Below are 12321 nucleotides of genomic sequence, written 5' to 3' on the forward strand. Positions count from 1 at the left end.
GCTCAGGATCCACTGGCGGCATCGTCGGCGCGGGCGACCGCCTCATCGGTCTCCCGATACTCCGCGAGCAGTTCCCGTTCGCGATCCCGGTGCGGGAAGACGAAGAAGACGAGGGCCGCGCCGACCAGGACGATCACGATCGCCGCACCGTACGCGCGGGTGTCACCGTCGAGGAAGGCCGCGCGGGCTGCCGTGGTGATCGCGTCCGCGTACTGCGGATACCGCTCCGCAACGTTCTCGGCACCGGCGAACGACTTCTCCAGCGCGGCCTCGGTCTGGTCACTTACGGCACCCGAGTCCGGGCTGGCGGCGATCGCGGCGGCGAACGAGGCCGAGTACCCGGCGGTGAGCAGCGCGCCGAGCACCGACTGCACGATCGCGCCACCCAGGTCGCGCTGCAGGTCCGCGGTGCCCGACGCCATACCCGCCCGCCACACCGGCACCGACCCGGTCAGCGAGTGCGAGGCAGGAGTACCGGCGAGTCCGACGCCCGCGCCGAGGAACATGTAGCCGAGCGCGATCTTCCAGTACTGCGCATCCTCCTTCCACAGCAGCAACGCCACCAGCAGCCCCAGCACGATCGACGTGTACCCGAGCAACAGCGTGAACCGCGCGCCGTGCGACTCGACCAGCTTGGCCGATTGCGGGGCCACGACCACCATGACGGCCGCCGCGGGCAGGCCGGCGGAACCTGCTGCCAGCGTGGAGTACCCGAGCACGTTCTGCATGAACTGCTGACCGATGTACATCGTCCCCATCAGTGTCCCGAACACGACGATGCCCGCCACGGCCGCCACCCAGAAGATCCGCCGCCGGGCCACCGTCAGGTCGAACAGCGGATACTTCGCCCGCAACTGGCGGATGCCGAACGCCACACCCGCCGCGGCCGCCACCAGCAGCATCGACAGCGCAGTCATCCGCATCCCGTCGACGGGCGCGAAGTTGATGCCCAGCACCAGCGCCGCCACCAGGATCACCGAGACGATCCCGCCGAGGTGGTCCACCGGATCGGTCGACTCGTTGACGTGGCTCGGCACGAACACCACGGCGAACCCCAGCGCGACCAGCGCCAGCGGCACCGTCACCAGGAACACCGAGCCCCACTCGAACGACTGCAACAGCGCGCCGGACACGAGCGGTCCGAGCGAGGAGATGCCACCGCCGATCGCGGACCACAGCGCGATCGCCTTGGTCCGACCCGGCCCCGACCAGAGCGCAGTGATCAGCGCGAGGGTGGTCGGGAAAGCCATGCCGGCCGCGACACCGCCGAGCAGTCGCGCGAGGATCAGCACCTCGACGGTCGGCGCGAACGCAGCGATGATGCACGCCGGCAGGGACAGCGCCATGCCGAGCACCAGCATCATCTTGCGCCCGAACCGGTCCCCGAGAGCACCGAGATACAGCACCGACCCCGCCAGTCCGACGGAATAGCCGACGGCGATCAGGTTCAGTTGAGTCTGGCTCGCGTCGAAGGCCCGACCGATGTCGGGCAACGCGACATTCGCCACCGCCAGGTTCAGGTTCGCCACGGCGGCCACGAGGATCAGGGCCGTCAGGACGAACGAGGCCCGGGCGGGGCGAGACCCGACCGCAGCGGACGTCATGCGGCCAGTTCACACCATCGAAGTCCGTCCCGCGCCTCGACAGGCCGACACGCCACCACGAATACCGACCGCGGCGACGATCGGCATAACGTGCTGACCGTGATCACCGACGACGCTCAGATCAGCCGTGCCCTTGCCGAGGGCGCAGCTCGGACCGCAGCACTGGCGCGCGCCGCCCACCGACGGCGTCGTCGGTGGCACGAAGGTCGCGGGACGATCATGGTCGGCATCGACGGCCCCGCGGGCGGCGGAAAATCGACCCTGGCCGCCCGCGTCTCCGAGGCGCTCGGCGACGCGCCGATCGTCCGGATGGACGACCTGTACCCCGGTTGGGACGGCCTGGCCGCATCGGTGCAGCTACTCGTCCGGTGGATCCTCTCCCCCGCCGCCCGCGGGCGGAACCCGCGCTATCGGCGCTACGACTGGCATCGCGGCGGATACGCGGAGTGGCGCACGATCCGCCGCCACCGCTTCCTGATCGTCGAGGGCGCCGGCTCGACCTGCGGCAGCGCACGCGGGTACTTCGCGGTCCGGGTGTTCGTCGACGCCGCGCCGGACGAGCGGATGCGACGCGCCCTGCAGCGCGACGGCGACATGTTCCGGCCGCACTGGGACCGCTGGGCCCGGCAGGAGGCGGCGCTGTTCGGGCCGGACCGGACGCGGCGCGCCGCCCACGTCGCGGTGACGACCTGACACAGACCTGATACACGACGACGCCCCGCACGCTGCTGCGTGCGGGGCGTCGTCGGTGCCTGTGAACCTACTCGGCCGAGTGATCGCCCTCTGCGGGGGCAGCCTTGGCCATGTCGATGGGCAACGAGTCCGGAACCGTGACCGGCTTCGGGCTGGGCGTGAACGTGAACTTCGCGTCCTCGCCCGCGCTCTCGCCGTCCCAACCGTCGACGTCGACGAGCACGATCTGACCGGGACCGATCTCGTTGAAGAGGATCTTCTCCGACAGCTGGTCCTCGATCTCGCGCTGAATGGTGCGACGCAGCGGCCGCGCACCCAGCACCGGATCGAAGCCGCGCTTCGCAAGCAGCGACTTGGCCTGCTCCGTCAGCTCGATGTCCATGTCCTTGTTCTTCAGCTGCTTCTCGACGCGACCGATCATCAGGTCCACCATCTGGATGATCTGATCCTTGGTCAGCTGGTGGAAGACGATGATGTCGTCGATACGGTTGAGGAACTCGGGGCGGAAGTGCTTCTTGAGCTCGTCGTTGACCTTGAGCTTCATGCGCTCGTAGTTCGACTCGGAACCCGTTCCGGCGGAGAAGCCCAGACCCACGGCCTTCGAGATGTCCGAGGTACCCAGGTTCGAGGTGAAGATCAACACGGTGTTCTTGAAGTCGACCGTACGACCCTGACCGTCGGTGAGACGGCCGTCCTCGAGCACCTGCAGGAGGGTGTTGTAGATCTCCTGGTGTGCCTTCTCGATCTCGTCGAACAGGACCACCGAGAACGGCTTGCGGCGCACCTTCTCGGTGAGCTGGCCGCCCTCTTCGTAGCCGACGTAGCCGGGAGGGGCCCCGAACAGACGCGACGCGGTGAACCGGTCGTGGAACTCGCCCATGTCGATCTGGATGAGCGCGTCGTCGTCGCCGAACAGGAAGTTCGCGAGCGCCTTGGACAGCTCGGTCTTACCGACACCGGACGGGCCGGCGAAGATGAACGAGCCGGACGGACGCTTCGGATCCTTCAGGCCGGCACGGGTGCGGCGGATCGCCTTGGAGACGGCCTTGACGGCGTCCTCCTGGCCGATGATCCGCTTGTGCAACTCCTCCTCCATGCGGAGCAGTCGCGTGGTCTCCTCCTCGGTGAGCTTGAAGACCGGGATACCGGTCCAGTTGCCCAGCACCTCGGCGATCTGCTCGTCGTCGACCTCGGCGATGACGTCCAGGTCACCGGAACGCCACTGCTTCTCGCGCTCGGCACGCTGAGCGACGAGGGTCTTCTCCTTGTCGCGCAGGTTCGCGGCCTTCTCGAAGTCCTGCGCGTCGATCGCGGATTCCTTCTCGCGGCGCGCGTCGGCGATCTTGTCGTCGAACTCGCGCAGGTCCGGCGGTGCGGTCATCCGACGGATGCGCATCCGGGCGCCTGCCTCGTCGATGAGGTCGATGGCCTTGTCCGGCAGGAAGCGGTCGTTGATGTAGCGGTCGGCCAGGGTGGCCGCCGCGACCAACGCGCTGTCCGTGATCGAGACGCGGTGGTGCGCCTCGTAGCGGTCGCGCAGACCCTTGAGGATTTCGATGGTGTGCTCGACCGTCGGCTCGCCGACCTGCACCGGCTGGAAGCGACGCTCCAGGGCGGCGTCCTTCTCGATGTACTTGCGGTACTCGTCGAGCGTGGTGGCACCGATGGTCTGCAGCTCGCCGCGGGCCAGCTTCGGCTTGAGGATCGAGGCCGCGTCGATGGCGCCCTCGGCCGCGCCTGCACCGACGAGGGTGTGCAGCTCGTCGATGAACAGGATGATGTCGCCGCGGGTGTTGATCTCCTTGAGCACCTTCTTGAGGCGTTCCTCGAAGTCACCGCGGTAACGGCTGCCGGCCACCAGGGAGCCCAGGTCCAGCGTGTAGAGCTGCTTGTCCTTGAGGGTCTCGGGGACCTCACCGTTGACGATGGCCTGTGCGAGGCCCTCGACCACGGCGGTCTTGCCGACGCCCGGCTCACCGATGAGGACAGGGTTGTTCTTGGTGCGGCGGCTCAGCACCTGCATGACGCGCTCGATTTCCTTCGAGCGGCCGATGACCGGGTCGAGCTTGCCTTCGAGGGCGGCCTGGGTGAGGTTGCGGCCGAACTGGTCGAGGACCAGCGACGTCGACGGGGTGCCCGCCTCGCCACGGCTACCGCCGGCCTCGGCCGGTTCCTTGCCCTGGTAGCCCGAGAGCAGCTGGATGACCTGCTGGCGGACACGGTTGAGGTCGGCGCCCAGCTTGACGAGTACCTGGGCGGCGACGCCCTCGCCCTCGCGGATCAGGCCGAGCAGGATGTGCTCGGTGCCGATGTAGTTGTGGCCGAGCTGCAGCGCCTCGCGCAGGCTGAGCTCGAGGACCTTCTTGGCACGGGGGGTGAAGGGAATGTGGCCGGACGGGGCCTGCTGGCCCTGGCCGATGATCTCCTCGACCTGGCTGCGGACACCTTCGAGGGAGATACCCAACGACTCCAGCGACTTCGCCGCCACGCCCTCACCCTCGTGAATGAGACCGAGCAGGATGTGTTCCGTGCCGATGTAGTTGTGGTTGAGCATCCTGGCTTCTTCTTGCGCCAGGACAACAACGCGCCGCGCGCGATCGGTGAACCTCTCGAACATCGCTCTCCCTCACACTCTCCGGCGGTCCAGGTCCGAGGCCCCGCTTGTCACAGTGTCTCGTACCCGCCCGCCGCGTTTCGCTCCGGCACAACAGGCTGACGGCCTCCGGAACCGACGAAGGTTCCACGACCCCACCTCATACTCTAGTGGGCTGCCTTTCGACCCGCCGCCCCTCCACCCGTCAAACGTGCGGAGCCGACCTGCTCGAACTCTTCAACGCCGCAGGTGGCGGAATCGTTTCCCGAAGGCTGTACGCCTGAAGCGAACACTTCCGCAACGGTCTCCCGGGCAGTCGAACGACGGGGTTCGCCACGGCGCCGAGTGACGGTCATCGCCCGACGCTCGGCACGCGGACCGGTGGGCAGGAGTCGTTCCAGCGTCCGATGCAGGGCCCACGCGATCGGGACGGAGAAGGCGACGGTGACGACGAAGACGCCCACCGTCGACCCCTGGAAGGTGCGGTACCCGAGCATCTCCATCACGAACTCCATCACCACCAGGTGCACCAGGAACAGTTCGTACGAGATCTCTCCCAGCCACACCATCGGTCCGGACGCGCACAGCCTGCCGAACGGTCCGGGCCGGTCGCCGATCACCAGCGGTGCCATCAGAGACATCGCGAACAGCAGGTAGAGCGCCGACTTGGTGACGGCCTCGGTGACGTCCATCGGGACGATCGTCGCCTCCCCCGCCAGCGGTGTGCACGCGAGCAGCAGGAAGTACAGCGCCGACAGACCCATCGCGTACGGGTTGCACCGCTTCACCGTCACCGACGCCACAGCCAGCAGCATGCCGCCCGCGAACCACGCGACGAATCCCGGCAGCCACAGCCGCGCGGTGTACGTCATGTCGGTGTTGTGCGTGATCAGCGTCCACAGCGGCGTGATCGCGACAACCACGAGCAGCGCGACCGCGAGCCGGACCGGACGCCACGAGCGGCGACAGACGACCACGACGAGGAACCACCCGAGCACGGGCAGCAGCAGATAGAACGTGACCTCCACCGCCAGGCTCCACATCTGGGTGAGCCCGGTGTGCAGGTGCCCGGTCCCGTAGATCTGGGTGAGAGTCATGTTCCGCACGAACCCCGACCAGCCGAGGCCGGACTGTCCCGGCTCGCGGAACAGGTAGATCACGTAGGTCACGACGACGGTGACCCAGTACGCCGGCAGGATCCGTCGAATCCGGTGCCACAGGTACCTGCGCGCCGACGGCAAGCCCTGCTGCCCGGCCGCCGCCCGCAGCCACGGCCGGAACAGCAGAAATCCCGACAGCGCGAAGAACACCGCGACGCCGATCTCGAGCCGGGAGAACGCACCGCCCGCCAGGTCGTTCGTGTACCGGCCGGTCCAGAACGCGGCGTGCGCGCCGACGACGAGCAGCGCCGCGACTGCGCGCAGCCCGGTGAGCGACGCCAGATACCCCGCGGATCCGTCGGACCCGGCCTTCCCGTCCGCGCTCACGAGCCGGATCCCGGCGCCGGGACGACGGCACCGACCGGACCGGCTCCGACGCACAGCGCCAGTCCGGGTGTCACCGGTTGCACGCGCACCGCGGTACCCGGGCCGAAGAGCCGCACGAACACCTGGTTCAGCCCGGCCTGGACCGGGACGGAGACCGGATCGGCGTCCGGGCCGCTGCCGCTGAGCCCCACCTCGATCGTCCCGTCGGCGCTCGCGAAGTAGTTGAGCTGGGCGGTCCACTCCCAGTCGATCAGCGGACCGTCGAGCGGAATGTCGGTGGCGTCGCCCTCGACGCGGTAGCCGCAACCGGGTACCGGGCCCTGACCGATGTTGCGGATCGACGTGACGGCGCCGGGGATCAGCCGGCCCGAGTCGTCGAGGAGTTGCAGGTAGTTGGTGGAGCGGCGGAATTCCGGGCGCTCGTCCAGCGGGGCGAAGATGTGGCTGGTCGTGTTGTGCGGGTACGCGACGGGCAGCAGCACCCAGATCGACACCGGCTGATCCAGCAGCGGCGATCCCTGATTCGCGGCCAGCGACGCCCGCGCGTTCGCGAGGTAGTCGACGGTGGGGTTGTCACGCCACCGCTGGACGAACGTGACCGTAGACCACAGGCTGCTCACGACGAACAGCGCGGTCAGTGCCACCGTCACGGCGGCCCGCCGCTCGGGTTTCCGGAGGACCGCCGGTATCCGCAGGCGCGCATCCTCGCGACGCGGCGCGCGGACGATCAACGCCCAACCTATCGCGATGACGACCGCGCTGTCGGCGACGTATCGGAGCGTCTGCGCCAGCTCGTAGGCGGTATCGGGCCCGGACCGGGTCAGCACCATCGCCGCCTCGGAGGCCGCGACGTACGCGGCCAGTGCCAGCCACACCGCTCCGGTGCGTTCTCGCCGCAGCAGCGACCACGCCAGCGCCACCGACACCACGACCCAGGCGAGCACGACCAGGACCGTCGGCGGCGTCGCCCACGGTGGGCTGGGCGGCCAGCGGTCCCATCCCCACGGCCCGCCGAGCAGCGTCGGGACCAGGCCCAGCGACGTGGCGTGGTGAGCGAGTCCGAGGGTCTGCGTCGCGCTCGGCACCACGAACCTCGACTCGGTGAAGGACAGGTACGCCGCCGCCCACAGCGCGGCGACGGCGATCAGCGGGAGCCACAGCGCCCGGCCCCGGTGCCACGTCGACCGGAGCGGACGGTCGATCCCGTCCAGCCGGAACAGCAGCGCGACGGTCACGAATGCGACGATCGGCACCAGCACCGACTTCTCGAAGAACGCCAGCGCCAGCACGGTCACCACGGACCCGGACACCGCGAACCGGGCACGTCCGGTCCGGCAGAGCCGGATCGCGTCGCCGGCCACCCAGGCGAGAGCGATCTGCATCGGAAGTGAATTCAGGCCCGCGGCCCACCACGCGAACGACGGCAGGGTCAGCGGAGAGAACAGGTAGAAGGCGAGCGGCAGCAGCAGGATCGGGCGCGTGCCCAGCAACAACCGCAGGACGCGGAGGACCGCGAAAGAGGCGAGCGCTTGCAGCAACAGCAGCATCACCGCGGGGACCGCCCAGTTCAGGGGTGCCACCGTGGTCGCGAACCAGGCCGCCAGGAACGCGGCCGGCATGAAGTGACCGTCGTGGTCGTAGAACAGGAACTCGCCCGACAACGCGGGGTACTGCCCCGATCGGCTGATGAGGATCAGGTCGTCCCAGTAGAAGTCGCCGGAGAAGGCGACGACGCCCCGCACCACCATCTGCAGGGCGACCATCGCGGCGGCGACGGCGAGGACACGTCGGGAATCGAGCAGCCACCAGCGGTTCCGCATCGGTGCGGGCGAGTCGACATCCTCGCCCAACCCTGCCTCCGGAACCGCTCGCACCCGCACACACTCCTTCCCGCCGGCCGATCGCCGGAGCGGAACCTTACCGACGCAAATTAATGCGAGTCTGAGGATCCGCCGGTGCGCTGTGCGAAGCGCCACGGCCCAGCTGCCGCCTCCCGTGACGGGTACGGGGCAGGAGTCCGTTCTGCTCGATCGGGTTCGATCCACCGATCATGGAAATCGACCAGGGGAGGTCGTCGAATACACCACAGGGACGCGAGAAGACGTCGTATTCCTCGTTCGCCGGGTGCCGGCCATACGTGGCCCAATTATCCTGCCGGTTCCCCCCGGTGCCGTGGACGGGCACAACCGGATTCGGATGATCATCGGACGGTTTACGCGACGAGTCGTTCGCTTCCCACCTGGACCCATCCGGATTGTCCAATATCGAAAGCGCCTCGCCGGTAAACAATCGCCTCAGCCGCACAGGGCGGACACTAGCAGCGCATCTTTACACACGCGGCCCGAATCGTCGGAGGCGACGCCCGGTCGTTATCAGTGAGCCTTGTTGTACGCTTCGGTGATTTCCGCCGAGATTCGACCGCGAGAGGACACCGGATAACCGTTCCGGCGTGCCCATTCGCGAATCGCGGCACTCTGCTCGCGGTCCACCGAAACACGCGACGAGGACGCACTGGCGCCGGAAGCACCCTTGCCGCCACGACGACGGGCAGTCGCCTTGCGGGCATGCGAAACCCATACATCCAACTGTTCACGAAGCTTCGCGGCATTCTCCGAAGACAGATCGATCTCGTACAGAACCCCATCCAGGCCGAACTCGACCGTTTCATCGGCAGTGGCGTCCTGATCGACGTCATCGATGAGCGTTACAGTGACCTTCTTTGCCATGGGGTCAATTCCTTCCGAATGACACGACGTTGCTCGGACGCGATACGTCCAGCCGGTAACACGAATGCAATCGTACCCCTGAATCACCAAAAGCGATGACTCGGCAATAGGTGTGAAATGAAACTCCCGGTCAGCGCACGCTCGGCCGGACAATTGGGAACAAGATGGTTTCCCGGATTCCCAATCCGGTGAGTGCCATCAGCAGTCGATCGATTCCCATACCGGTTCCGGTGGTCGGCGGCATACCCTGCTCCATCGCCGCCAGGAACTCCTCGTCGAGAACCATCGCCTCGTCGTCGCCGGCCGACGCGAGGCGCGCCTGATCGACGAATCGCTCACGCTGAATGATCGGATCGACCAACTCCGAATACCCGGTGGCGAGTTCGAATCCGCGGATGTACAGATCCCACTTCTCCGTCACCCCCGGCAGACTGCGGTGCTGACGGGTCAGCGGCGACGTCTCCACGGGGAAGTTCCGCACGAACGTCGGCTCGAACAACTGGTCACCGCACTGGTGCTCCCACAGTTCCTCGACGAGCTTGCCGTGGCCGTACCCCTTGTCCTTCGGGACCTCGAGCCCCACCTTGGCGGCCAGTGCCAGCAACTCCTCGACCGTAGTGTCGGGGGTGACCCGGACGCCGATCGCCTCGGACAGCGACGGGTACATGTCGAGCGTCTTCCACTCGCCGCTCAGGTCGTACTCGGTGCCGTCGGCGAGCGTGACGACCTGCGTGCCGAAGGTCGCCTGCGCGACCTCCTGGACGAGCTCGCGGATCATCTTCGCGGAATCGTCGTAGGTGCCGTACGCCTCGTACGTCTCGAGCATCGCGAACTCCGGCGAATGCGTCGAGTCGACGCCCTCGTTGCGGAAGTTGCGGTTGATCTCGAAGACCTTCTCGATGCCGCCGACCACGCAGCGCTTGAGGAACAGCTCGGGCGCGATTCGCAGGTACAGGTCGATGTCGAGCGCGTTGGAGTGCGTCACGAACGGGCGGGCCGCGGCGCCGCCGTGCAGCGTCTGCAGCATCGGCGTCTCGACCTCGAGGAATCCACGCCGCTCGAGGGCGTTGCGCAGTTCCCGGACGACGGCGACACGCTTGCGCGCGTTCTCGCGGGCCTCGGGGCGCACGATGAGATCCGCGTAGCGCTGACGTACGCGGGACTCCTCGCTCATCTCCTTGTGCGCGACCGGCAGCGGACGCAGCGACTTGGCCGCCATCTGCCACGAGTCGGCCATGACGCTGAGCTCGCCGCGACGGGAACTGATGACCTCGCCCTGCACGAACACGAAGTCGCCGAGGTCGACGTCGGACTTCCACGCCGCCAGGGCGTCCTCGCCGACGTTGGCGAGACTCAGCATCGCCTGCAGCTGCGTGCCGTCACCCTCCTGCAGCGTCGCGAAGCACAGCTTGCCGGTGTTCCGGACGAAGATGACACGGCCGACGACGCCGACCTGATCACCGGTGCTCGAGTCGGGCTCCAGATCGGGGTACTTCGCGCGCACCTCCGCGAGGGAGTGAGTGCGCGGAACCGACACCGGGTACGGCTCCTGCCCCTGAGCGAGCAGACGCTCCCGCTTCTCGCGGCGGATCCGGAGCTGCTCGGGGGTGTCGTCTACTGGCTGGGCAGGTGCTTCACTCACGGGATACAAGACTATAGGGCGGCGTCTGCCGAGCGTGTCGCCGGTAGCACGGCGGCGATCGCGAGCACCACGCCTGATGCGAAGTAGAGGCCCACCCGCACGTGATTCCAGAGCGTCCATCCGGTTCGGTAGCTGCGCCAGGCGGCAGCGTCGGCGAGGTCGACCGACCCGAACGCGTTGTTGCGCGGGACGTGGTAGATCACGGTGACGGCGAAGGCCGCGACCGTTCCGACGACACCCACCAGCACCAGGCCCCACCCGACGGGGCGGGCGACGACAGCCCAGACGCCGCAGATCGCGGCGGTGAGCGCGGATCCCAACAGCGGCACCATCAGCGCACTACGCGGCGCCGCGACGTTGAACGCCTGCATCGACTCGATCGCCGAGCGCGCGGGCATCGAGCTCAGCGCGGGCATCACGAATGCGGAGAATGCGAACAGCGCCCCGCCGGCGATCAGGGCACCCACGGCGGTCACCCCGACGAGGATCTCGAAGGCGCCCGCTCCCGACTGCGTGCCGTCCGTTGACGTTGTCATGAATCGATACCACCGCATGCAGGCGAGACGATCCATAGTCGAACGTCGCAGAAACATGCTCGAGCGTCTACGTTCGACGTAATGGACGCACTGTCGATGGTGCTCTCGGACTCCCGGGCGGAGGGGGCATTCCTACTGCGCTCGGTGCTGGCTCCGCCGTGGTCGCTGCGCATCGAGGACCACGCGCCGGTGACGGTCGTCGTACTGCTCCGCGGCTCCGCGGTCATCGTCTCGGACACCGGTGCCGCCGCGGCCCTCGCACCCGGCGACATCGCGCTCGTCCGCGGACCCGACGCCTACACGGTCGCCGACCGCCCGGACACGCCGCCGCACGTGGTCATCGACGAGAACCAGGACTGCCACGTCGCCGCCGGAGCACCGGCCGGGAGCATGACCGACCTGGGCGTCCGGACGTGGGGCAACGCCACCGACGGCCCCACCGCGATACTGACCGGCACGTACCGGTTCGACAGCTACCTCAGCCGGCAACTACTCGACCACCTCACCCCGATCGCGGTGGTACCGCACAGCACCGACACCGGACCGATGACCGCCCTACTGGCGCAACAGATCACGTTGGACGGACCCGGCCAGAGTGTCCTGCTCGACCGACTGCTGGATCTCGTCCTCATCGCGACGCTGCGGGAATGGCTGGCCCGCAACCCGTCACGGGCACCGAAATGGATTGCCGCCTACGACGACCCGGTCATCGGGAACGCCCTGCGGCTGATCCACAAGCAGCCGGATCGGCCGTGGACGGTCGGGAGCCTGGCCCACGAATGCAGCTGTTCCCGAGCCACTTTCGCACGACACTTCTCGGCACGCATGGGCGTAGGACCGGTCGGCTACCTGACCGAATGGCGGATGTCCGTCGCGGCGGATCTGCTGTCCGATCCGCGCCGGACGGTGTCGTCGACGGCCGCCGCGGTGGGCTACTCCAGTCCGTTCGCGCTCACCGCAGCGTTCACCAGACACCACGGAGTGAGCCCACGGGAGTTCCGCCGCCGACCGAATGTCAGACACGTTCAGTCCAACTGAAC

The 12321-nt window shown here is 67.8% G+C and carries 8 protein-coding genes and 1 pseudogene; 2 read left to right on the forward strand and 7 right to left on the reverse strand.

Going from position 1 to position 12321, the window contains the following annotated elements; genetic code table 11:
* Nucleotides 1-2: 2 nt before the first annotated feature.
* Nucleotides 3-1604: an MFS transporter gene (locus AC1RIF_RS26300; protein WP_492604325.1), complete on the reverse strand. Its 1602-nt coding sequence runs from the start codon at nt 1602-1604 to the stop codon at nt 3-5.
* 99 nt (nt 1605-1703) lie between these two features.
* On the opposite strand from AC1RIF_RS26300, the gene AC1RIF_RS26305 reads away from it, so the two are divergent.
* Nucleotides 1704-2297, forward strand: a complete 594-nt coding sequence (locus tag AC1RIF_RS26305; protein ID WP_492604326.1) for a nucleoside/nucleotide kinase family protein — start codon at nt 1704-1706, stop codon at nt 2295-2297.
* A gap of 67 nt (nt 2298-2364) precedes the next feature.
* Here the strand turns inward: AC1RIF_RS26305 and AC1RIF_RS26310 are convergent, their stop codons facing one another.
* From AC1RIF_RS26310 to AC1RIF_RS26335, 6 genes and pseudogenes are all read right to left on the reverse strand, one after another.
* On the reverse strand, nt 2365-4914 hold the full coding sequence (locus AC1RIF_RS26310; protein WP_492604327.1) for an ATP-dependent Clp protease ATP-binding subunit: 2550 nt from the start codon (nt 4912-4914) through the stop codon (nt 2365-2367).
* Nucleotides 4915-5228: 314 nt separating this feature from the next.
* Nucleotides 5229-6377 (reverse strand): annotated as a pseudogene (locus AC1RIF_RS26315) (acyltransferase family protein); the annotation flags it as partial.
* Nucleotides 6374-8197, reverse strand: coding sequence for a hypothetical protein (locus tag AC1RIF_RS26320; RefSeq protein ID WP_492604374.1), 1824 nt, complete (start codon nt 8195-8197; stop codon nt 6374-6376). The gene AC1RIF_RS26320 and the pseudogene AC1RIF_RS26315, both read right to left, overlap by 4 nt.
* A 552-nt stretch (nt 8198-8749) precedes the next feature.
* A complete protein-coding gene (locus tag AC1RIF_RS26325) occupies nt 8750-9103 on the reverse strand; it encodes a histone-like nucleoid-structuring protein Lsr2 (protein ID WP_492604328.1) in 354 nt (117 codons plus the stop codon).
* A gap of 130 nt (nt 9104-9233) precedes the next feature.
* Nucleotides 9234-10745, reverse strand: a complete 1512-nt coding sequence (gene lysS, locus AC1RIF_RS26330) for a lysine--tRNA ligase (protein WP_492604329.1) — start codon at nt 10743-10745, stop codon at nt 9234-9236.
* Between the two features lie 11 nt (nt 10746-10756).
* A complete protein-coding gene (locus AC1RIF_RS26335) occupies nt 10757-11281 on the reverse strand; it encodes an anthrone oxygenase family protein (protein ID WP_492604330.1) in 525 nt (174 codons plus the stop codon).
* A gap of 81 nt (nt 11282-11362) precedes the next feature.
* Here AC1RIF_RS26335 and AC1RIF_RS26340 point away from each other — a divergent pair, with 81 nt between their 5' ends.
* Entirely contained in the window at nt 11363-12319 is a 957-nt protein-coding gene (locus tag AC1RIF_RS26340; RefSeq protein ID WP_492604331.1) for an AraC family transcriptional regulator, read from the forward strand.
* Nucleotides 12320-12321: the final 2 nt, after the last annotated feature.

Source organism: Prescottella sp. GW823-FHT02E09 (assembly GCF_058797375.1).

Coding starts and splice junctions, on each gene's coding strand:
- AC1RIF_RS26300 (WP_492604325.1), bottom strand. CDS start 1,604: ATGACGTCCGCTGCGGTCGGGTCTCGCCCCGCCCGGGCCTCGTTCGTC.
- AC1RIF_RS26310 (WP_492604327.1), bottom strand. CDS start 4,914: ATGTTCGAGAGGTTCACCGATCGCGCGCGGCGCGTTGTTGTCCTGGCG.
- AC1RIF_RS26340 (WP_492604331.1), top strand. CDS start 11,363: ATGGACGCACTGTCGATGGTGCTCTCGGACTCCCGGGCGGAGGGGGCA.
- AC1RIF_RS26335 (WP_492604330.1), bottom strand. CDS start 11,281: ATGACAACGTCAACGGACGGCACGCAGTCGGGAGCGGGCGCCTTCGAG.
- AC1RIF_RS26320 (WP_492604374.1), bottom strand. CDS start 8,197: ATGCGGAACCGCTGGTGGCTGCTCGATTCCCGACGTGTCCTCGCCGTC.
- AC1RIF_RS26325 (WP_492604328.1), bottom strand. CDS start 9,103: ATGGCAAAGAAGGTCACTGTAACGCTCATCGATGACGTCGATCAGGAC.